General features: G+C 71.2%; 17 protein-coding genes and 1 riboswitch. Of the genes, 6 read left to right on the forward strand and 11 right to left on the reverse strand.

The genetic code is table 11. The features are described from left to right. Positions 1–17: 17 nt before the first annotated feature. The 7 genes from sucD to OG905_RS16445 all read right to left on the reverse strand — a co-directional run bounded on the left by sucD (position 18) and on the right by OG905_RS16445 (position 9,167). Entirely contained in the window at positions 18–902 is an 885-nt protein-coding gene (sucD, locus tag OG905_RS16415; RefSeq protein WP_328670322.1) for a succinate--CoA ligase subunit alpha, read from the reverse strand. Between the two features lie 16 nt (positions 903–918). Then, a complete protein-coding gene (gene sucC, locus OG905_RS16420) occupies positions 919–2,097 on the reverse strand; it encodes an ADP-forming succinate--CoA ligase subunit beta (protein WP_328670323.1) in 1,179 nt (392 codons plus the stop codon). Positions 2,098–2,405: 308 nt separating this feature from the next. Further along, positions 2,406–3,431: a hypothetical protein gene (locus OG905_RS16425; protein ID WP_328670324.1), complete on the reverse strand. Its 1,026-nt coding sequence runs from the start codon at positions 3,429–3,431 to the stop codon at positions 2,406–2,408. 108 nt (positions 3,432–3,539) lie between these two features. Next, positions 3,540–4,334, reverse strand: coding sequence for a hypothetical protein (locus OG905_RS16430; RefSeq protein WP_328670325.1), 795 nt, complete (start codon positions 4,332–4,334; stop codon positions 3,540–3,542). Positions 4,335–4,438: 104 nt separating this feature from the next. Then, on the reverse strand, positions 4,439–5,590 hold the full coding sequence (locus tag OG905_RS16435; RefSeq protein ID WP_328670326.1) for a VWA domain-containing protein: 1,152 nt from the start codon (positions 5,588–5,590) through the stop codon (positions 4,439–4,441). Further along, a complete protein-coding gene (locus OG905_RS16440) occupies positions 5,587–8,058 on the reverse strand; it encodes a DUF5682 family protein (RefSeq protein WP_328670327.1) in 2,472 nt (823 codons plus the stop codon). The genes OG905_RS16435 and OG905_RS16440 overlap by 4 nt, the downstream gene beginning before the upstream one ends. Continuing rightward, positions 8,055–9,167: an ATP-binding protein gene (locus OG905_RS16445; RefSeq protein WP_328670328.1), complete on the reverse strand. Its 1,113-nt coding sequence runs from the start codon at positions 9,165–9,167 to the stop codon at positions 8,055–8,057. The genes OG905_RS16440 and OG905_RS16445 overlap by 4 nt, the downstream gene beginning before the upstream one ends. Positions 9,168–9,307: 140 nt before the next feature. Between OG905_RS16445 and OG905_RS16450 the strand changes: the two genes are divergently transcribed. Beyond that, a complete protein-coding gene (locus OG905_RS16450; RefSeq protein ID WP_328670329.1) occupies positions 9,308–10,651 on the forward strand; it encodes an SWIM zinc finger family protein in 1,344 nt (447 codons plus the stop codon). Between the two features lie 16 nt (positions 10,652–10,667). Then, positions 10,668–12,299: a DUF5691 domain-containing protein gene (locus OG905_RS16455; RefSeq protein WP_328670330.1), complete on the forward strand. Its 1,632-nt coding sequence runs from the start codon at positions 10,668–10,670 to the stop codon at positions 12,297–12,299. Between the two features lie 285 nt (positions 12,300–12,584). On the opposite strand, the gene OG905_RS16460 is transcribed toward OG905_RS16455, so the two are convergent. Beyond that, the gene (locus tag OG905_RS16460; protein WP_328670331.1) at positions 12,585–12,998 is read right to left on the reverse strand and encodes a cobalamin B12-binding domain-containing protein; all 414 of its coding nucleotides are present in this window, start codon (positions 12,996–12,998) and stop codon (positions 12,585–12,587) included. 246 nt (positions 12,999–13,244) lie between these two features. After that, positions 13,245–13,385, reverse strand: coding sequence for a hypothetical protein (locus OG905_RS16465; protein ID WP_328670332.1), 141 nt, complete (start codon positions 13,383–13,385; stop codon positions 13,245–13,247). Between OG905_RS16465 and OG905_RS16470 the strand changes: the two genes are divergently transcribed. Together OG905_RS16470 and OG905_RS16475 are read left to right on the forward strand one after the other, a co-directional pair. Continuing rightward, complete coding sequence (locus OG905_RS16470; protein ID WP_328670333.1) at positions 13,384–14,238, forward strand: alpha/beta fold hydrolase; 855 nt, start codon at positions 13,384–13,386, stop codon at positions 14,236–14,238. The two genes, OG905_RS16465 and OG905_RS16470, sit on opposite strands and share 2 nt — an antisense overlap. Before the next feature lie 236 nt (positions 14,239–14,474). Then, positions 14,475–16,019 (forward strand): M23 family metallopeptidase, encoded by a 1,545-nt coding sequence (locus OG905_RS16475; protein WP_328670334.1) that lies wholly within the window; start codon positions 14,475–14,477, stop codon positions 16,017–16,019. 3 nt (positions 16,020–16,022) lie between these two features. Here the strand turns inward: OG905_RS16475 and pcrA are convergent, their stop codons facing one another. Beyond that, positions 16,023–18,464: a DNA helicase PcrA gene (pcrA, locus tag OG905_RS16480; protein ID WP_328670335.1), complete on the reverse strand. Its 2,442-nt coding sequence runs from the start codon at positions 18,462–18,464 to the stop codon at positions 16,023–16,025. A 250-nt stretch (positions 18,465–18,714) separates the two neighbouring features. Beyond that, a riboswitch (cyclic di-AMP (ydaO/yuaA leader) is annotated at positions 18,715–18,879 on the forward strand. A gap of 1 nt (position 18,880) precedes the next feature. Here pcrA and OG905_RS16485 point away from each other — a divergent pair. Next, the gene (locus OG905_RS16485; protein ID WP_328670336.1) at positions 18,881–20,071 is read left to right on the forward strand and encodes a C40 family peptidase; all 1,191 of its coding nucleotides are present in this window, start codon (positions 18,881–18,883) and stop codon (positions 20,069–20,071) included. 98 nt (positions 20,072–20,169) lie between these two features. Here the strand turns inward: OG905_RS16485 and OG905_RS16490 are convergent, their stop codons facing one another. After that, on the reverse strand, positions 20,170–20,523 hold the full coding sequence (locus OG905_RS16490; RefSeq protein ID WP_328670337.1) for a hypothetical protein: 354 nt from the start codon (positions 20,521–20,523) through the stop codon (positions 20,170–20,172). A 507-nt stretch (positions 20,524–21,030) separates the two neighbouring features. On the opposite strand from OG905_RS16490, the gene OG905_RS16495 reads away from it, so the two are divergent. Next, a complete protein-coding gene (locus tag OG905_RS16495) occupies positions 21,031–22,104 on the forward strand; it encodes a C40 family peptidase (RefSeq protein WP_328682394.1) in 1,074 nt (357 codons plus the stop codon). The last annotated feature ends 9 nt before the right edge of the window (positions 22,105–22,113 follow it).

Below are 22,113 nucleotides of genomic sequence, written 5' to 3' on the forward strand. Positions count from 1 at the left end.
CGGGAGTACTGCGAAGGTCAGCCGGCCAGAATGGCGCGCGCCAGCTTGGCCGTCTCGGTCGGCGTCTTGCCGACCTTGACGCCCGCGGCCTCGAGGGCCTCCTTCTTCGCCGCGGCCGTGCCCGAGGAACCGGAGACGATGGCGCCGGCGTGGCCCATGGTCTTGCCCTCGGGCGCGGTGAAGCCCGCGACGTAGCCGACGACCGGCTTGGTGACGTTCTTCGCGATGAAGTCCGCCGCACGCTCCTCGGCGTCGCCGCCGATCTCGCCGATCATCACGATCAGCTCGGTCTCCGGGTCGGCCTCGAACGCCGCGAGGGCGTCGATGTGCGTCGTACCGATGACCGGGTCGCCACCGATGCCGACGGCGGAGGAGAAGCCGATGTCACGGAGCTCGTACATCATCTGGTAGGTCAGCGTGCCGGACTTGGACACGAGACCGATGCGGCCGGGCTTGGTGATGTCGCCCGGGATGATGCCGGCGTTGGACTGGCCGGGGGTGATCAGACCGGGGCAGTTCGGACCGATGATCCGGGTCTTGTTGCCCTTGCTGCCCGCGTACGCCCAGAACGCGGCGGAGTCGTGCACCGCGATGCCCTCGGTGATGACGACGGCCAGCGGGATCTCGGCGTCGATCGCCTCGACCACGGCGGCCTTGGCGAAGGCCGGCGGCACGAAGAGGACGGAGACGTCGGCCCCGGTCTTCTCCATCGCCTCGGCGACGGAGCCGAAGACCGGCACCTCGGTGCCGTCGAAGTCGACGCTGGTGCCCGCCTTGCGGGGGTTCACGCCACCGACGACGTTGGTGCCGTCGGCCAGCATGAGCTTGGTGTGCTTCATGCCGGTGGAGCCGGTCATCCCCTGGACGATGACCTTGCTGTCCTTGGTGAGGAAGATAGCCATGGTGGTCTGAGTTCCCTTACTTCGCGGCCGCGAGCTCGGCGGCCTTGTCGGCCGCGCCGTCCATGGTGTCCACGCGCTGCACGAGCGGGTGGTTGGCGTCGGACAGGATCTGGCGACCCAGCTCCGCGTTGTTGCCGTCGAGGCGCACGACCAGCGGCTTGGTGACTGCCTCGCCCTTGGTCTCGAGCAGCTCCAGGGCCTGGACGATGCCCTTGGCGACCTCGTCACAGGCGGTGATGCCGCCGAAGACGTTGACGAACACGGAGCGGACGTCCGGGTCGCCGAGGATGATCTCGAGGCCGTTCGCCATGACCTCGGCCGAGGCGCCGCCGCCGATGTCGAGGAAGTTGGCGGGCTTCACGCCGCCGTGGTTCTCACCGGCGTACGCGACGACGTCGAGGGTCGACATGACCAGACCCGCGCCGTTGCCGATGATGCCGACCTCGCCGTCGAGCTTGACGTAGTTGAGGTTCTTGGCCTTGGCAGCAGCCTCGAGCGGGTTGGCTGCGTCCTTGTCCTCGAACGCCGCGTGCTCCGGCTGGCGGAAGTCGGCGTTCTCGTCGAGCGAGACCTTGCCGTCAAGAGCGATGACCCGGCCGTCGGCGACCTTGGCCAGCGGGTTGACCTCGACGAGGAGGGCGTCCTCCTCGATGAAGGTCTTCCACAGGGTCACGAGGATGTCGGCGACCTGGTCGGCGACATCGGCCGGGAACTTCGCGGCCGCGACGATCTCGCGGGCCTTCTCAAGGTCGACGCCCTCATTGGCGTTGACCGGGATCTTCGCGAGGGCCTCGGGGTTCTCCTCCGCGACGACCTCGATCTCCACGCCGCCCTGGACGGAGGCCATGGCGAGGAACGTGCGGTTGGTGCGGTCGAGGAGGTATGAAACGTAGTACTCCTCGGCGATCTCCGGCGCAGTCTCCGCGAGCATGACCTTGTGGACCGTGTGGCCCTTGATGTCCATGCCGAGGATCTGACCGGCCTTCTCGACGGCGTCGTCCGGGTCGGAGGCCAGCTTCACGCCGCCGGCCTTGCCGCGGCCGCCGACCTTCACCTGCGCCTTGACGACCGACCGGCCGCCCAGACGCTCGGTCACCGCGCGCGCCGCCTCAGGCGTGTCGATGACTTCACCGGCCAGCACCGGTACACCGTGCTTGGCGAAGAGGTCCCTCGCCTGGTACTCGAACAGGTCCACGCGCGTCCGTCCCTTTTCTACTGATCGCGGTTCGTTGTCTGCGTGGGCGTGCCGCGAAGGGCAACGTGACTGCGCTGTCACAAGGGAGGCGTACACGGTGGCCGAGTACGCGGCATGTCCGTCTCGCAGGTTATCCCCGCCGGACCGGGGTCCCTAAATCGCAGATCACACCTGAGCGGTGATTACGGTCACAGATCGCACGGGTGGGCGCGCCGAACAGGGGCTACACCGAAGGAAACGGGCGGTCCCCACCCCAATGAGGACCGCCCGTGGAAAATCCGGCCCGCCTGCCGGACAGCGCTGCTGCCTCAGATGCCCTGGGTCAGGTGCGAGGCGTAACCCGGGGTGACCGTGGCAGCCAGGCCCTGGGCGCCGGAGACGGCGTTGCCGGCGAGCTGCGTCGAGTCGGCCGTGCCGTGGACGTCCTGCGCGAACGGCCGGACGTCGGAGACCACACCGCCCGCGAACGGGGCGACATCACCGACGACACCCTGCGCGAGGGTGCCCGCGCTGCCGCCGACTCCGTACGCGACGGGCTGGACCTGGCCGACGACGGTGTCGACGAGCGGCGTGACCGCGCCGACGACGCCGCCCGCGAAGGGCTGGACCTCGGAGACCACGCCACCGGCGAACGGCTGGACCTCGGAGACGACACCGCCCGCGAACGGCGTCACGTCACCGACGACGCCCTGCGCGAGCCCGCCGATGTCGCCGACCGCCTGACCGGCGACCGGGCGGACGCCGTCGACGGCCCGGGAGGCGATGGGCGGCAGGGTGTCCTGCGCGGCCGCGTCGGCGATCGGGGTGGCGGCGGCGACGGTGCTCTGCGCCGTGTACTGGGCCTGGGCCGGGGCCTGCTCGGCGAGCTGCGGCGCGAAGGCCGCGAGCGGACCGAAGAGGTAGTCGATCTCGGCCTGGACGTCGGCGACGCCGGGGGTGGCCGGAACCTCGTACGCGGGGACGTCGTGCGAAGGGACGTCGTACGCCGGGAGCTCGGCCTCGGCGTACTGACGGGCCTGCTCGGCGACGCTCTGGGCCGAACCCTGGGCGTAGGTGGCCGAGCCGGTGGCGGTGGCGCGCGCGTCGGAGGCGGCACCCTTGGCGGCGCCGACGGCATCGATGCCCTGAACGACGGACTGAACCTCGGGCTGGATCTCCGAGCGGACCTCCGACTGGACGTCCGTGACGTCGTCGACGACGTCGGCCGCCTCGTCGGGAGTGGAGAGCGGCACGGAGACGGGCAGCTCGTCGGCGCTGGCCGCGGCGGTCCCGAGCGCCCACATACCGGTGGCCGTGGCGGCGACGGCTATGGAACGGCGAATGTTCTTGTGCATGCTTGTGTCAAATCCTTCGAAGTGGTTCGGCTGTCCGGAACTATCCGGTTGGCGGGCAGACCTGTCCCGCCCCCGCGCGGCAGGTCTTGAGCGGGGGAAAGGACTGCCCTAGCCGGGGAATTCGAGGATGTCGCGCGGTCGTTCGCGGGTCGGCGCTTCCGCCGCCGACCCGCCCGCGCCGGGTACGAGCGCGAACGGCCTGTCGTACGCACTCGTCGCCGCATGCTGGTCGCCCGTGCGCGGCGTGTGGGTCTCGGTGGACTGCTGCAGCGTGCCGGGGGTGGAGTCGCAGGGCTCGCCCGGGACTTGAGCGGGCGCGGAAACGGGCCGCTCGGAGCGGGCTTCGGCCCAAGGGCCGTCGAGTCCGGTGCCGTAACTGCCGAGCTGTCCCCGGGTGGTGACGGTCGCCGCCTCGGTCGACCCGCCCGCCTCGACGACCGCAGACCGGCCGAGGAGAAGCTGCGGCGTACCCACCTTGTCCGCGTCGCTGCCCGGAGGTGTCAGCGGTACGGGAGGGGGCTCCGGCAGCGACTGGACGGGCAGCCCGCCGAGCGGCTCGGTGAGCTGCTGGACCACGGGCCGTACGACATGGCGCACTGTGTCCACGACCGGCCGCGCCACTTCGCGCACCGGCTCGACGGACCGCACCACGCGCCGCAGTTCCCCTACCGGGGCCTGCTGCACCGACGTTGCGACGCTCGCCTCGGCGTCGGCCGACATCGCTGATGTCTCGGTGGCCGCCGTCGGCTGCGGCAGTTCGGCCGCGTGCGCCTGACCGCCGTAGAGAAGACCGATCGTCAGCAGGCCCCCGAGGAACAGCATCACGCGCAGCGCACGCCGTCCGCCCGCCACCCGGCGCAGTACGCGCAGGACAGCAGCAGAACGAGCAGCTGCGGCAGTCACGGTGAAGGGGCCTTCCCTGTCGGCGGAAGCGGACCTTCCGCGGGGATCGGGACGATGCTCGCACGAGACTCCCGGGGGCACGCAAGTCCCTGGTTACTGATGGGTCACTTGTCCGGTATGGGAAGCGGCCGCTTCTCGATCGCCGCCGCCATCACCTCCGGGAACAGATCCGGCGTACACGCGAACGCCGGTGCGCCCAGCGCCGCGAGGGCCGCCGCGTGCTCGCGGTCGTACGCGGGCGTCCCCTCGTCGGAGAGCGCCAGCAGCGCGACGAACTGCACGCCCGACGCCTTCATCGCCGCGACCCGCTTCAGCATCTCGTCCCGTATACCGCCCTCGTAGAGGTCGCTGATCAGTACGACGACGGTGTCGGCCGGGCGCGTTATCTGCGACTGGCAGTACGCGAGCGCCCGGTTGATGTCGGTGCCTCCGCCGAGCTGGGTGCCGAACAGGACGTCGACCGGATCGTCGAGCTGGTCAGTGAGATCGACGACCGCGGTGTCGAAGACGACAAGCCGGGTGGCGATGGAGCGCATGGAGGCCAGGACCGCGCCGAACACCGAGGCGTAGACGACGGAGGCCGCCATCGAACCCGACTGGTCGATGCAGAGGACGACGTCCTTCTTGACGGACTGCGACGCCCGCCCGTACCCGATGAGCCGCTCGGGCACGACCGTGTTGAACTCAGGAAGGTAGTTCTTGAGGTTCGCCCGGATGGTGCGGTCCCAGTCGATGTCCCGGTGGCGCGGGCGGTTGATCCTCGCCGAGCGGTCGAGCGCCCCGGTGAGGGTGGAGCGCGTGCGGGTGGCCAGCCGTTTCTCCAGGTCGTCGACGACCTTGCGCACGACGGCCCGGGCCGTCTCCTTGGTCGTCTCGGGCATGACCTTGTTGAGCGAGAGCAGGGTGCCGACGAGATGGACGTCCGCCTCCACGGCCTCCAGCATCTCCGGCTCCAGCAGCAGCGTGGACAGACCGAGCCGGTCGATCGCGTCGCGCTGCATGACCTGGACGACGGAGCTCGGGAAGTACGTACGGATGTCGCCGAGCCAGCGGGCGACCGAGGGCGCGGACGCCCCCAGGCCTGCCGAACGGGTGCGGGCGCGGTCAGCGTTCCTGGCGCCGTCGTTGCCGTAGAGGGCGGTCAGCGCGCCGTCCATCGCCGCATCCGTACCGGCGAGGGCGCAGCCGGTGCCGTCCGCGGACTCGCCGCCGAGCACCAGCCGCCAGCGCCGCAGCCGCTCGTCGTCGTGGCTCATCGGCCCACCCCCACAAGGTCGTTGTCCACACGGTCGTTGTCGTCGGTGTCCTGGGTGCCGAGCAGCAGTCGCAGGAGCGGCAGCACCGCGTCGGCCCGCTCTTCGTCGAGGCCCGGGCCGAAGCCGCGCACCGTGGACTCGGCGCGCATCTCACCGGGGGCCGCCGATGGCCCGCGCCTGACCAGCTCACCCAGGGTGCGGCGCACACCTGCTTCGTACGCGGAGAACGTGCGGCGCAGCAGCGGCAGGACGTCGGTGAACGCGTCCGCCGGAACTCCCGTCAGCCAGGCGTCGACGAGCCCGAGCAGGCGCTCGTCGTGAACCAGGAGCATCCCTCCTCCCGAGGCACCGCCGACGAAGCCCTCGATCCAGGCGGCCGCTTCGGTGGGCGCTGTGCCGGGCGAGAGCGCGAGGCCCATGAGGCGCCCGGCCTCGGCCTCCTCGAGCCGGCCGTCGTCCAGCAGCAGCCGGGCGGCCCGGCCCCGTATGACCCCCGGTACGGTGTCCCGCCCCGCGAGCCGGTGCAGGACCGAACCCCAGCGCCCGCTCAACTCCTGTGCTGCGGGCAGCAGTCCGATCGCGGTGTGCATCCCGTCCAGGTGTCCGCGCATCTCGGCCGCGCCGTCCGCGTCGAGCCCGGTGCACGCGGGCGGCAGGCCGACGCAGACGCGCTCGGCGAGCCCGGCCGCGACCTCGCCGAGTGCTGCCGTGTCGGTTGACCGCACGTCTCCGTACCGCAGGGAACGGGCCAGGGCGGGGAGCGCCTGCGCGAGATGGCCGACGTCGGCGTCAAGGGCGGCACGGTCGGCGAGCGCCCTCATCACGACGGGGAGCGCGCCCGGCAGTTCGGCCAGCAGGCACTGCTCGGCGAGCTCGGTGACCTCGGCGAGGGCGGTGGCCGCCACCGCCTGGTTCTCCGCCTTCGCGGTGGCCGCGGAGAGCACGGTGGTCCCCCACACCCCGGCCTCCGCGACCTTGACGTAGAGCTCGGGCTCCCAGCGCAGCCGCCAGCTCTCCCGGAAGGTGCCGGTGCTCCCCCGGCCCGTGACGGGCTCGCCCCAGCCGACGCCGAGCAGCTTCAGCCGGTGCAGCAGGCGGCTCTTCGCCGCGTCGGTCTCCTTGCGCAGATCGAGCTCCAGCTCGCGCTCCAGTGCCTCCGGTTTGAGCCGGAGGCTGCGCTGGAGGCGGCTCAGGTCACGCTGCAGCGGCACGGCGGGTGCGGCGTCCGGCACCTCGCCGAGAACGTCCCCGACGATCAGCCGGTCCCTGATCAGGTCGAGCGGAACGTCGGAGCCGTCGCACATCACCGCCCGTACGGCATCGGTCGTCTCGGTCAGCCCGGCCAGCGGCCGGCCGCGCATCGCGGCAAGAGTGTCGGCGAGGCGGACGGCCTCGATGACATGGGCCGAGGAGACCATCCGGTCCTCGTCCCTCAACAGCCGGGCGACCTTGGTCATCCAGCGCTCCACGGGCCGGTCGGGCGCGCCGAAGAGGTGTCCGTACCAGCCGGGTGAGTCGATCCCAGCGCCGTAGCCGCTGTGCCGGGCGAGCCTGCGGTGTGTCCAGGGCACCCAGGTCATCTCGGTCCTGACCTTGGGCAGTCCCTTGAGGAGGGCCTTGTCGGCGGCGAGGGTGGTCCTCTCGGCGAGCGCGGGCACATGCCAGGCGCCGCAGACGACGGCGACGTTGTCCCCGAACTCCTTGCGCGCGGCGCGCAGTTGGATCCGCATATGGGCCTCGCGGGCGAGGTCGCGGTCGTGCCCGCCGTGGCCGTGCGTCTCGCGCAGCGCGGCCATGGCTTCGCCGAGCGCGGCGAACGGCGCGCGGGGGTCGTCCTCAGCCCGGCCCTCCGGCCCTGCCCTGGACCCGGACCCGCGGTGCTCGACGACGTCCTCCCACCACCGCTCGGGGTCGTCGTACCCGGCGGTCTCGGCGAGGACGGCGATGGGATCGATCCGCAGACCCGCGTCGGGCACGGCATCCCATTCGGGATCGACGGCCGCCGCGTCGGGTACGACGCCGAGCGGCTCCCCGCCCGGAACCGCATCCCATTCGGGGTCGACGGCCACCCCGTCCGGGAGGAGCTTCGGATCCTCGTCCCGGGCCGGATCCGCGTCCGGGGAGTCCTTCTCCTCCTCCGCCGCCGCCAGTGCCAGCGAATGCGCGGCCGGCAGGTCGATGAACCGCACCGGCACCTCCCGCTCCAGCGCCCAGCGGATCGCCACCCACTCCGGCGAGAACGCGGCCAGCGGCCAGAACGCCGCCCGTCCCGGGTCGTCCACGGCATGGGCGAGCAGCGCGACCGGCGGGCGCATCTGCTCGTCCGCCGCCAGCGCCAGCAGCGCGTCGCCCTCGGGCGGTCCCTCGATCAGCACCGCCGGGGGCGATGCCGCGTCCAGCGCGGCCCGCACCGCCCGTGCCGAGCCGGGACCGTGGTGACGGACGCCGAGGAGCAGGGGGCCGGTCATACGCTCACCTCACGGCAGGCGCGGTAGAAGTCCTTCCAGCCGTCCCGTTCACGCACCACCGTCTCCAGGTACTCCTGCCAGATGACGCGGTCCGCCGCCGGGTCGCGGACGACGGCGCCGAGGATCCCCGCCGCCACATCGCCCGGCCGCAGCACGCCGTCGCCGAAGTGCGCGGCGAGCGCGAGGCCGCCCGTGACGACGGAGATCGCCTCGGCCGTGGAGAGCGTGCCCGAGGGCGACTTGAGCTTGGTGCGGCCGTCCGCCGAGACGCCGTCCCGCAGCTCGCGGAAGACGGTGACCACCCGGCGGATCTCCTCAAGCCCCTCGGGCACGGCCGGCAGATCGAGGGAGCGCCCGATCTGGTCGACGCGCCGCGACACGATGTCGACCTCGGCCTCGGACGTCGCGGGCAGCGGCAGCACAACGGTGTTGAAGCGGCGGCGCAGCGCGCTGGACAGGTCATTGACCCCGCGGTCGCGGTCATTGGCCGTGGCGATGAGGTTGAACCCGCGCACGGCCTGCACCTCCTGCCCCAACTCCGGGATCGGCAGGGTCTTCTCGGACAGGATCGTGATCAGCGTGTCCTGTACGTCGGCGGGGATACGGGTGAGCTCCTCGACCCGCGCCGTCATGCCCTCCGCCATGGCGCGCATGACGGGGCTGGGCACGAGCGCGTCGCGGCTGGGGCCGTGGGCGAGCAACCGGGCGTAGTTCCAGCCGTAGCGGATCGCCTCTTCGGGTGTGCCCGCCGTGCCCTGCACGAGCAGCGTCGAGTCGCCGCTGACGGCGGCGGCCAGATGCTCGGAGACCCAGGTCTTCGCGGTGCCGGGCACGCCGAGGAGCAGCAGCGCCCGGTCGGTGGCGAGTGTGGTGACGGCGACCTCGACGATCCGGCGCGGACCCACGTACTTGGGCGTGATCACCGTCCCGTCGGAGAGCGCGCCGCCGAGCAGATAGGTGGACACGGCCCACGGCGACAGCCGCCAATTGACCGGGCGCGGCCGGTCGTCGGCCGCTGCGAGCGCCTTGAGCTCCGCGGCGAAAGCGTCCTCGGCATGCGGCCGCAGGGCCTCGGCGCCGGTGACTGCCCCGGTTTCGGACACGGTCATGGATCCCCCTCCAGATCGGTTCCAGATCGTTCGACCCGATGTGGATTCCACGGTGCACCATGCCACTGACAATCGACCTCGCCGCATACGAAGCCGCAGGTCAGAGCCCGTTGTCAGTGGTGACCCGTAGCGTCGTCACCATGAATCAGCTGGGGGTGCGCTGGACGTCGGAACAGGTGCTGGCACTGGCTCCTGACGACGCGTCACGCAAAGCGGGAAACAAACTCGGTGCGGCCGGGCCGTGGTCCGGTGCGGGCAGCAGCGGCTCGGGGGCCGTGTGGGGCCTGTGCAAGGGCAGCGGCAGCAAGCCGTACCAGACCGTCGTCGACACCACCGGCCCGGCGTACAAGTGCAGTTGCCCCAGCCGGAAGTTCCCGTGCAAGCACGCGCTGGGGCTGCTGCTGCTCTGGGCGGCGGACGAGGACGCCGTGCAGGTCGCGAGCACACCGGACTGGGCCGAGGAGTGGCTGGAAGGGCGCAGAAAGCGCGCCACGGACAAGGAAGAGAGCGGAGCGGGGCAGGCGGCGAAGACCGCCGATCCCGAGGCGGCCAGGCGCAGGGCCGAGCGCCGGGCGGAGCGGATCACCGCGGGGGCGACCGAGCTGGAGCAGCGGCTGTCCGACCTGCTGCGCGGCGGCCTGGCCGCGGCCGAGCAGGCGGGGTACGGGCTGTGGGAGGAGACGGCCGCCCGGATGGTCGACGCGCAGGCTCCCGGACTGGCGGGCCGGGTGCGTGAGTTGGGGGCGATACCGGGTTCGGGGCCCGGCTGGCCGGTGCGGCTGCTGGAGGAGTTCGCGCTGATCCATCTGCTGGACGCGGCCTGGTTGGGGATCGAGCGCCTGCCGCCGCCGCTGGCCGCGACGGTCCGCACCCGGGTCGGGCTCACCTCGTCCGCCGAGGGCCCGGCGGTGCGGGACGACTGGCTGATCCTCGCTCAGTACGACTCCTCGGACGGCAAGATCGCGACTCGGCGTATCTGGCTGTACGGACGCGAGTCCGGGCGCATGGCACTGCTGCTCTCGTTCGGCGCGGCGGGACGGTCCCCGCAGCAGGCCCTTCCGGTGGGGCTGATGATCGACGCAGAGCTCACTCCGTACGCGGGTGCGGGACAGCTGCGGGCGGACCTGGGCGAGCAGTTCGGCGCGCCCGTCCCGATCACGTCGCCACCGCCGGGCGGCCCGACCGCGGCGGCCCTGGAGGCGTACGGGCAAGCACTGCGGGACGACCCCTGGCTGGATTCCTGGCCGGTGACGCTGAGCCGCGTCATCCCCGTTCCGTCGGACGGAGGGTGGCAACTGGCCGACGCCGACGGCAAGACCGCGCTGCCCGTCGCGCCGGCGGCGCTCGCCCGCTCCGGGCTGCTGAAGCTCGTGGCCGTCTCCGGCGGCGGCCCGGTCACCGTCTTCGGCGAGTGCGGCCACCAGGGCTTCTCGCCGCTCGCCGCCTGGTCCGAGGACGGGTCCGAGACGGTCCCGCTGATCTGAACGTACGGAGGACCCCATGACTGGCACCACCAGCCCATCGGCCTGGGAAGAACTCGTCACCGCGGCCCTGCTCGGCACCGACCGCCGCACGCCGCCGGACGCGGTCCTGACCCCGGGCAAGGATGCCCCGGCCGCACTACTGGACGCCGCGGCGCTCCATACCGTACGGCGCAGGGCGGGACTGCTGCCCGCACCCTCGGCCGACCGTCCCGAGCCCGCGCCGCTGGACACTCGGCCACGGCTGCCCGTGGCCGCGCGGCGCCGGCTCGCCCAGCTGCTGGCCGACCGGTCCGCCCCCTCCCAGGCGGGCGGGCGGCGCGGTACGGCACCCGATCTGACCGAGCTGCTCCCGCAGTGGCTCGCCGCGGCCAACGAGCACGGCTACCAGGCGCCGCCGTCCCTGCTTCCCGCGCTGCTCGACGCGGCCCGGGCGCGGACCGACCTGCGACCGCATGCCCTCGCCTTCGCCGGATCGCGCGGGCTGTGGCTGGCCCGGCTCAACCCGGAGTGGAAGTTCGCGCTGCGCGGCGCGTCCGGGAGCGCCGTGCTGCCGGACCTGACCGACGCCGAGGCGGTCAGTCGGCTCTGGGACGAAGGGCTGTTCGCGGAGCGCGTCGCCCTGCTGGCCGCGGTGCGGGTGCACGACGCGGGGGCCGCGCTGGCGCTGCTGACCGCGACGTGGGGCACAGAGCGTGCCGAGGACCGGCTGATGTTCCTCGACTCCCTGCGTACGGGGCTGTCCGGCGAGGACGAGCCGTTCCTGGAGCGGGCCCTGTCCGACCGCAGCCGCAATGTCCGCGCCACGGCGGCCGAGCTCCTGTCCGCGCTGCCGCACTCCGCGCTCGCCGCACGGATGGCAGCCCGGGCCGCGTCCTGCGTCGGCCTGGACCGCAGCGGGGACGGGGCCGGCGCGGGCGCGGCGACGATCGCGGTCGAGGCACCGCACGAGTGCGATGCGGACATGCAGCGCGACGGGATGGTGCCCAACCCGCCGACGGGCCGGGGCGAAAGGTCATGGTGGCTGGGCCAGTTGGTGGAGGCGGCCCCCCTGTCCACCTGGCCGTCGCGGCTCGGCGGGCGCACGGCCGAGGAGATCGTCGCCCTGCCCGTCGCCGAGGACTGGGGGCAGGAACTGCACGCGGCGTGGTGCCGGGCGGCGGTGCGACAACGCGACGCGGAGTGGTCCCGCGCCCTCCTCGGCGCCCCGGCCGCCCCGCCGGAGACAGGTCCGGGCACCTCGTCCCTCGCCGAGCGGGCAAAGCTGCTCGCGACGCTTCCGGCAGGCGAGAGGGCGGCCTGGGTGGCGGAGTTCATCGCGGCGCACGGCTTGTCGGAGGCCTTCCAGCTCCTCGGCGTCTGCGCCGTTCCATGGGCGGAGCCGCTGGGCCGCTCGGTGGTCGACGCGCTGGACATCGCGCGGGACGCGGGTAGCTACCCGTGGAGCTTCAGCGGCGTGATGGGCCTCGCGGAGCGCTGTCTGGACCCTGCGGAGGCGAGCCGCCTGGAACTGCTGACGGCGACCCCGGACGAGACGGAGGGGGCGTCGCCGGGGGCGGGAGGCTACTGGTCGGAGGCCTTCCAGCGACTGGTGTCGACACTGAGACTGCGCGCGACGATACGGACGGAGCTCGGGGGTGCGCCGCTCTGAACCGGGGCTCCGCCCCGGCTCCCTTGCGGGGACTCGGCCCCCGAACCCCCGCGCCTCAATCGCCGGCGGGGCTGGATTTGCCCGGGTAGGCCTCAAATTCTGGCAGGACGGGCGGAATTCCAGCCCGTCCTGCGTTTGAGGACATGCGGCCGAAGGCCGCATACGGGGGTCTGGGGGCTTGCCCCAGTAACGAGATGGGGGTACCTCCCACGGCCGCCAGGCCGTAGGGGGAGGGCGGGTAGGGGAAGGCCCGCCGCAGGCGACCCGCACCCGCACGGCAAACCGCTACGCGCCCGCCGGCTCCCGCACATTCGCGTTGACCCAGTCGACGATCGACGCCGTCGTCGCCCCCGGCGTGAAGATCTCCGCGACGCCCAGTTCCTTCAGCGGAGCGATATCCGCCTCCGGGATGATGCCGCCGCCGAAGACCTTGATGTCCTCCGCCTCGCGCTCCTTCAGGAGCGCGATCACCTTCGCGAAGAGCGTGTTGTGCGCGCCGGAAAGGATGGACAGGCCGATCGCGTCCGCGTCCTCCTGGATCGCCGTGTCCACGATCTGCTCCGGGGTCTGGTGGAGGCCGGTGTAGATGACCTCCATACCCGCGTCGCGCAGCGCCCGCGCGATCACTTTGGCACCCCGGTCGTGGCCGTCGAGACCCGGCTTGGCCACCACCACACGGATCGGACCGGTCACACCCATCACTGCCTCCACATACCGACTGCGCCGCACTGGGCACGGGTCCCGCGCCGACTCAGGCCCGGGGAAGTGAACGAACGTTATCTCCAGCATCCCGCAACCGGCCGTTTCGCGGTGGACAGCGAGGGGGAAATCACACGTGGGACAAGTTCGCTATGCGTCGTACCCGCATCAGGCGGAACACAAGCCGCACCACCGCCGCAGGCACGGTCGCTACGGGAGCCGCAACAGGGTCGTACCCCCGTGCCGTCAGCCGCGCGGCACGGCGTACGACGCCGTGGGCCCCTGGCCCGGTTCGGGCCAGGGGCCGCACAGTACCTGCGGCAGCTCCCACGAGGGCACACGGGGGACGGAGCCGTCCTCCGGCGTGCCGTACGGGAGGTCGGCCATGAGGGTTCTCCCCTTCTTTCCGCTGTGTCTGCGCCCCGTCCGACACCTGCGAATATCCGCCGCTCTACTGCGCGCCACCGCCCTCGAGCTGGCGATCCTCGCCGGGCATCTGCTTCTCTACCCCACCGGCCTGACCCCGGAGCGCCCCGCGCCCACCCCGGCACCGGATCCGGAGCCCCACCCCTCCGACGCCGCACTGCTCCCGACCGGCGGCCCGGTCCACCCGCCCGTCGTGCTCCTCCACGGCTTCGTGGACAACCGCTCCGTCTTCGTCCTGTTGCGCCGCGCCCTCGCCCGGCACGGCCGACAGCAGGTCGAGTGCCTGAATTACTCACCTCTGACCTGCGACATCCGCACGGCCGCCGAACTGCTGGGCCGCCACATCGAGCAGATCTGCGCACGTACCGGCCGACGCGAGATCGACATCGTCGGGCACAGCCTGGGCGGCCTGATCGCCCGCTATTACGTGCAGCGCCTCGGCGGCGACCTGCGCGTACGCACCCTGGTCACGCTCGGAACGCCCCATTCGGGCACCGCCGTAGCCCCGCTCGCCAGTGCGCACCCCATCGTGCGCCAGATGCGTCCCGGCTCGGCCGTGATCGAGGAGCTGACCAAGCCCGCTCCTGGGTGCCGCACCCGGTTCGTGAGTTTCTGGAGCGATCTCGACCAGATCATGGTCCCGGTCGAGACGGCCTGCATCGACCACCCCGACCTCGTCGCGCAGAACGTACGTGTCAGCGGAATCGGACATCTCGCCCTGCCGGTCCACCCCGCCGTCGCGGCCGCGATCCGGGAGGCCCTCGAGTCGAGCGACTCGGCGGCAGTCACCTCGGGAGCCGTCTCCGTCGCGTGAACCGGCGTAGCGCCGGGCAACGCCTGGTCGAACGCATTTCGAACGTAGGATCAAAGCTGTGCCCGCAGTCCGCCGAAAGACGGCCGAATGCCCGTTTCCTGATTGCCTAAAACCTGCGGAAGATTGTCGCCGTCGCATACCGCCGGGTACAGTCGCGCCACTGCTTTCCCTCTGGGTCCCCCGCTCCCCGTGGCTCCCAGAACCCAGGTCCTGCTGCCGAGGCGAGAGAGAAGTTGGTGAACGACCAGCACGCCCACGCCGGGTACGTCGGACACGACGGGTATTCGACCACTGGCAGCTTCGACGCCGACCCGCTCTTCGGTGCGCTCCCCGGGAGTTACGAGGCGGGCCACAGCGGCCAGTACGACAGCACCCAGTGGGACACCGGGTCGCACCAGACCGCCGGTTACGACGTCTACGGCGCGCAGCAGGTACAACAGCCGCAGTACACCGAGCAATTCCCGCAGTACGACACCTCCGCGGTCCAGTACGACACGACCGGGCAGTGGGACGCCGGCGCGTGGAACCAGACCGCGCAGACGGGTCAGTACGAAACGGCCGCGGCGACGTTCGCGTACGACACGACCGGGCAGTGGGCGGCGCCCGCCTTCGACACCGGGACGTACGACGCCACCGCGTGGAACGCGGGCGCGCAGGCCGTCGTACCGCAGCAGTTCACGCCGGAGCACGAGTACCTCCAGCCGGAGTCCCACGGCGAGCCGACCTACGAGGGCCTCACCAACGAGTTCCAGCCGGAATTCCAGCCCGACTTCCAGCCGGAGTTCACGACCGAGTTCGCGGCGGCCGACTACGAAGCCCACTTCGCGGCCGAGCCCGAGCCCGAGGCCTACTTCGACACCGAGGCCCAGTTCGACGAGGCTCACTTCGACGCCGAGGCCCATGCCGAAACCGGCTCCGAGGCCGACGACGATCCGGACGCCGAGCACGACCCCGAGTCCGAGTTCGCATCCGACTTCGCGCCGGAACCCGAACCCGTCTCCGCCGCCGTCACCCCCCGCCCCGTCCGCCGCTCCGGCGGATCCCGCGGCCGTCGCCGTACCCCCGCCAAGCGTTCCGCCCTCCTCACCGTCGCCGTACCCTCGGCCTGCGTGATGGGCGTCGCAGGCATCGCCGCCGCCTCCGTCGGCAATCTCGGTACCGACACCAAAGACGACTCCAAGAGCCTCGCGGCCGCCGATCCGTCCTCCGTCAAGCCCGTCGCGGCGAACAACAAGATGGACACGCAGCTCGCCGCTCTCAGCGCCGACGCCCGCGACTTCGGCGACCGCGCCTCCCGCACCCAGGAACGCCTCGATCTCAAGGCGCGCCAGGAAGCGGAGAAGAAGAAACGCGAGGAGGAGGCCAGGCGCCGCGAGGCCCTGCGCCCCAAGTTCGTGCTGCCGGTGAAGCAGCAGGGTCTGAGCGCGTACTACGGCCAGGCCGGCGTCAACTGGATGTCCGTGCACACCGGCATCGACTTCCCGGTGTCGTACGGCACCGAAGTGAGCGCCGCGACCGACGGCACCGTCCGTACGCAGTGGAACAGCGCCTACGGCAACATGGCCATCGTGACCGCGGCCGACGGCACGGAGACCTGGTACTGCCACCTCAGCAGCACCAAGATCCGCTCCGGTTCGGTCAAGGCCGGTGACGTCATCGCGTACTCCGGCAATTCCGGCAACTCCACCGGACCGCACCTCCACTTCGAGGTCCGGCCCGGCGGCGGCTCGGCCATAGACCCGCTGCCGTGGCTTCGCAGCCACGGCCTCGACCCCACCTAGGGCTCACAGCTTCTCGACCGGCGCGTACCGCAGCAGCAGCCGCTTCGGCTTGGTGTCGCCGAAGTCGATCGTCGCCTGCGCGTCCGAGCCCGACCCCGTCACCTCCACCACGGTCCCCAGACCGAACTGGTCGTGCGTGACCCGGTCACCGACCGACAGCGAGATCACCGGCTTCTCGCTCGCACGCCGCGTGGCAAAGCCCGACGCACCGCCGCCCGAGCGGGAGCGCGAGGACGAGAGCGACGACGTGATGCCGGAGGTCGGCCCCGCGGGCGCGGCCATCGGGCCGGTCCGCTTCCACTCCAGGTGCTGCCCCGGGATCTCCTCCAGGAAGCGCGAGGGCGGGTTGTACGAGGGCTGGCCCCAGGCGCTGCGCATCGACGACCGGGTCAGATACAGGCGCTCGCGGGCGCGCGTGATGCCGACGTAGGCGAGCCGCCGCTCCTCCTCCAGCTCCTTCGCCTGGCCGAGGGCGCGCATGTGCGGGAAGACGCCGTCCTCCATGCCCGTCAGGAACACCACAGGGAACTCAAGGCCCTTGGCGGTGTGCAGCGTCATCAGCGTGATGACGCCGGAGCCGTCCTCGTCCTCGTCGGGGATCTGGTCGGAGTCGGCGACGAGCGCGACCTGTTCCAGGAATTCGGCGAGCGTGCCCGCGCCTTCTTCCGCTGCGCGGTCCTGCTCGAACTCCAGGGCCACGGCGGCCAGTTCCTGGAGGTTCTCGATACGCGTCTCGTCCTGCGGGTCGGTCGAGGCCTGCAGCTCGGCGAGATAGCCGGTGCGCTCCAGGACGGCCTCCAGCACCACAGCCGGGCCGGCGCCGGAGTCGACGACCGTGCGCAGATCCTCCATCAGCACGTTGAAGCGCTTGACGGCATTCGCGGAGCGGGCCGCCATGCCGTACGCCTCGTCGACGCGGCGCAGCGCCTGCGGGAAGGTGATCTTCTCGCGCAGCCCCAGGGCGTCGATCATCGCCTCGGCGCGCTCGCCGATGCCGCGCTTGGGGACGTTCAGGATCCGGCGCAGCGGGACGTTGTCCTCCGGATTGGCCAGCACCCGCAGATACGCCAGCACATCGCGGACCTCCTTGCGCTCGTAGAAGCGCACTCCGCCGACGACCTTGTACGGCAGTCCGACGCGGATGAAGATCTCTTCGAAGACACGGGACTGGGCGTTCGTACGGTAGAAGACGGCGACGTCGCCCGCCTTCGCGTCGCCCGCGTCCGTCAGCCGGTCGATCTCGTCGGCGACGAACTGCGCCTCGTCGTGCTCGGTGTCGGCGACATAGCCGGTGATCTGCGCGCCCGCGCCCGCGTTCGTCCACAGGTTCTTGGGGCGGCGGCTTTCGTTCCGCTCGATGACCGCGTTGGCGGCGGAGAGGATCGTCTGCGTCGAGCGGTAGTTCTGCTCCAGCAGGATCGTCGTCGCGTCCGGGTAGTCCTCCTCGAACTGGAGGATGTTGCGGATGGTCGCACCGCGGAAGGCGTAGATCGACTGGTCGGCGTCGCCGACGACACACAGCTCGGCCGGCGGCAGGTCCTCGTACCCCGTCCCCACCAGCTCGCGTACGAGTGTGTACTGAGCGTGGTTGGTGTCCTGGTACTCGTCCACCAGGACATGGCGGAAGCGGCGCCGGTAGTGCTCGGCGACGTCCGGGAACGCCTGGAGCAGATGCACCGTCGTCATGATGATGTCGTCGAAGTCCAGGGCGTTGGCCTCGCGCAGCCTGCCCTGGTACATGCGGTATGCCTCGGCGAGCGTCTTCTCGAAACCGTCGGCAGCCTGGTCGGCGAAGGTCTCCTCGTCGATCAGCTCGTTCTTCAGGTTCGAGATCTTGGCGCTGAAGGCCTTCGGCGGGAACTTCTTGGGGTCGAGATCAAGGTCCCGGCAGACCAGGGCCATCAGCCGCTTCGAGTCCGCCGCGTCGTAGATCGAGAACGACGAGGTGAAGCCGAGCCTCTTCGACTCCCGGCGCAGGATGCGGACACACGCGCTGTGGAAGGTGGACACCCACATGGCGTTGGCCCGCGGCCCGACGAGCTGCTCGACGCGCTCCTTCATCTCGCCGGCGGCCTTGTTGGTGAAGGTGATCGCCAGTATCTGGCCGGGGTGGACGCTGCGGGTCCCCAGCAGATACGCGATCCGGTGGGTCAGCACCCGGGTCTTGCCGGATCCGGCCCCGGCGACGATGAGCAGCGGCGAGCCGGTGTGCACGACGGCGGCGCGCTGCTGTTCGTTCAGCCCTTCGAGGAGGGCGGCGGGGTCCACGACGGTGCGCGGGGCGCCGTCGCGGTGGTACGGATCCCGGGCCGGGGGCACGTCGAACGCGCCCTGGAAGAGATCGTCAGGCATCTCCTCCGGGGAGGGGTCCTCGGGCGGCGGCGGAGGGTGCTCCGAGCTGGGCTGGAGGTCCGCCAGGAAGCTGTCGTCAAAGAGGCTGCTCATCGCTCTACGAGTCTAGGCCGCCGCACTGACAGCTTGCCGCCGCATCGGGCCACCACCCTCCGTAATCCTCGCGACCCTGCGTGATCGGGCCATGTCGTCGGGTCATCTTCCGGAACGTCCGGGTCCGCCGATCGGCAAGGTCACGAAAATGTATCGGGCATATCGAACATCAACCTTCACAGCGGCCACACGAGTTGGCTACGGTGCTCGACCAGGCGGCCCGTATCCCCCTGGCGATCCGCGCCACATCGGGCAGCCTGCGCCGAATTCGGGCTTTCCGCAAGGAAGTTCGGAACCGGGGACCCACCATGCACAACCGGGGTGAATCGGACCGCACCCCATCCGGTCCGTAGGGCGACCTTCCGTTCCGCCCGAACCCGACAGCTAACCCGGTAGGCGGCCCACGGAAGAAGGAGATGCCGGCCTTGGCGTCGCATCGCAAGGAACGCAGCCGTACCACGACCTCACCCGCCGTCGGGCTCACGACGGCAGCCATCGCCGGCGTCACGCTGCTGTCGACGCAGAGCGCCAACGCCGTGCCGACCGAGCCGAAGCCCTCCATCGAAGAGGTGCAGAAGAAGGTCGACGACCTCTACCGGCAGGCCGGCACCGCGACCGAGAAGTACAACAAGGCCAAGGAATCCACCGACGCGAAGCGGCGCGAGGTCGACGAGCTGCTCGACGAGGCCGCCACGCGTACCGAGAAGCTGAACGAGTCGCGCAGAGTGCTGGGCAACTACGCGGCCACGCAGTACCGCACGGGAGCCGTCACTCCGACCGCCGCGCTGCTCTTCGCGGACAGCCCGCAGGCGTACTTCGACCAGACGCAGCTGATGGACCGGATGACCGACCGTCAGCGCACGGTGATCGACGACTACGAGACCCAGCGGGCCGCGGACGCCAAGCAGCGCGCGGCGGCGAACGAGAAGCTCGAGTCGCTCACGCTCTCGCAGAAGGCCCTGAGCGCCAGCAAGCAGGAGGTCCAGGCGAAGCTCGCCGAGGCACGGGAGCTGCTGTCGAAGCTGACCGCCGAGGAGAAGGCCCGGCTCGCCGCGATCGAGCGCCAGAAGCAGGAGGAAGCCCGCCTCAAGGCCGAGGCACAGGCCAAGGCGGAGGCGGAGGCCCGCGCCAAGGAAGAGGCGGCGCGGCAGCAGCAGGAGGCCGCGCAGAGCCAGGACACCAGCACCGGGACGGGCACGGACACCGGCACCGGCACCGGCACCGGCACCGGCACCGGCACCACCGACAGCACGTACGCGGCCAAGGCCGACAAGGTCCTCGCCTTCGCCCGCGCCCAGGTCGGCAAGCCGTACGTCTGGGGAGCGACCGGCCCGAGTTCGTACGACTGCTCGGGGCTGACCCAGGCCGCCTGGAAGGCGGCCGGTGTGGACCTGCCGCGCACCACCTGGGACCAGGTGAACGTGGGCACGCGGGTCGCGACGAAGGATCTGCTCCCGGGTGACCTGGTCTTCTTCTACGACGACATCAGCCACGTCGGCATCTACATCGGCGACGGCATGATGATCCACGCGCCGAAGCCCGGTACGAACGTCCGCGAGGAGTCGATCTACTACATGCCGATCTACGGCAGCGTGCGCCCCGCGTAACACCGCAGCAGCCGAACGCCCGGGCTTCCGAAGCGCGCCCGGGCGTTCTCATGCCCGGCGCACCCCGAGCACCCCGGGCATCCCGGGCATCCCGGGCATCAGGTCCAGAGCGTCGCGATGAAGATGTTCGCGATCGTCAGCCCGCCCACCGCGCCGAACAGCGCCTTGTCGACCTTCTCCTCGTCCCGCTTGACGTAGACGAGGCCCAGGATGACCACCAGCACGGCCAGCTTGATCCCGATCTTCAGGCTGTTCACCGGCTGGTCGTCCGCCCGGTTCAGGCCCACCAGCACCACGCCGGTGACCAGCATCGTCAGCGCACCGTGCAGCATCGCCGGGCTGAAGCGGGCCGTCCCCGCGCCCATCGCCTTCATCTGGGTGAGGAAGCCGCCGAGCAGCAACGCGATACCGATGATGTGCAGGGCGACGAAGACATTGATGAGTACGTCCATGAGGCGGAGCTTAGGGGGTGTCTTTCGGATCAGGCCGGGTCAGTGAGCGGGGTCTGGTGCGTGCAGCTGCAAGGCGGAGGATGGAGCCCACGCGGAGCGTAGGCGACTGACGACAACGCGGCAGATGTGCGTGCCAGGGCACGCGAGCCCGGCAAGATCCGAAAGACACCCCCTAACGATCCCCATACCACCGCCCTTTGGGCAGGTGTGCCTCATTCGCCGCATCGGTCACAGCGGTACCGGGGTCGGGCCGGTGCCATCAGGTCCGCTCCCAGAAAGCGGTCCAGGGTGTCCACCTTCGGGCAAAACCGGTCCTTGCGCCTCAGCCCCGTGATCCCCAGGTTTAGCGTCCTTCCTCAGGTGACCGACTCCCCACCGCCGCCGAGCTCCCGGGCGGCCGTCGGCCACCACCGCCGAGAGATCCGGCGGCGGACCGCTCCCCCCGTGCGGACCGCCGTCGGACTCGGGCTCGGACCGCAGGGAAGACGGAAGGACGTGGACGCCCTCGTGGCAGCGCACCGGAAACCGAAGCAGCATCCGCTCACCGGGCCCGCGGCCCGGACCGCCGCCACCCTCGCGCTCGCCGGCGCCGCAACGACCACCGCATTCAACGGCACCGCACTTGCGGAGCCCGTCCTCACCCCCGCACAGGTCAAGGCCAAGGTCGACAAGCTCTACGAGGAGGCCGAGGCCGCCACCGAGAAGTACAACGGGGCCAAGGAGCAGACCGCGAGCGCCCGCAGCTCGCTGGACGAGCTGCGCGACGAGGCCACCCGCAGGACCGAGCTGCTCAACACCTCACGCAACGCGCTCGGTTCGATCGCCACCGCCCAATACCGCGCGGGCGGCATCGACCCGGCGCTGCAGCTCGCGCTGACCTCCGACCCGGACGAGTATCTGGAGCGTGCCGCGCTCGCCGAGCGGGTCGGCACCCGTCAGGCCGACGCCATCGCCGGAGTGCACCAACAGCTCGTGGACATCGCCCGGTTGCGGGCCGAGGCGGGGAGACGGATGGGCGCGCTCACGGCCCGGCAGACCGAACTGGCCAGGCACAAGGCCACCGTCCAGGAGAAGCTCTCGGCCGCCGAACGCCTGCTGGACCAGCTCACGGCCGCGCAGCGCGCCTCCTACGACAGTTCGCAGGGGACGTCCTACGGAGGCTACGGGGACGCCGCGACCGACGCCCGCGCCGACCGCTCCGCGGCCCCCCGCGGCTCCCTCCAGGCCCCCAACCCCCGTGCCGCGCAGGCCGTCGCCTTCGCCTACGGGGCGCTCGGCAAGCCGTACGTCTGGGGCGCCACCGGGCCCGACTCCTTCGACTGTTCCGGGCTCACCCAGGCCGCCTGGCGCTCCGCGGGAGTCTCGCTGCCCCGCACCACGTACACCCAGATCAACGCGGGCCGGCGTGTATCGCGCTCCGAACTAGCCCCCGGTGACCTGGTGTTCTTCTACTCCGGCATCAGCCATGTCGGCCTCTACATCGGCGGCGGACAGATGATCCACGCACCCCGCCCCGGCGCCCCGGTCCGGGTCGCGCCGATCGACGAAATGCCTTTCGCCGGTGCCACCCGGCCCGCATAGGATCCCCGG

Origin of the sequence: Streptomyces sp. NBC_00322, assembly GCF_036147535.1 — a bacterium.
Taxonomy (GTDB): Bacteria; Actinomycetota; Actinomycetes; order Streptomycetales; family Streptomycetaceae; genus Streptomyces.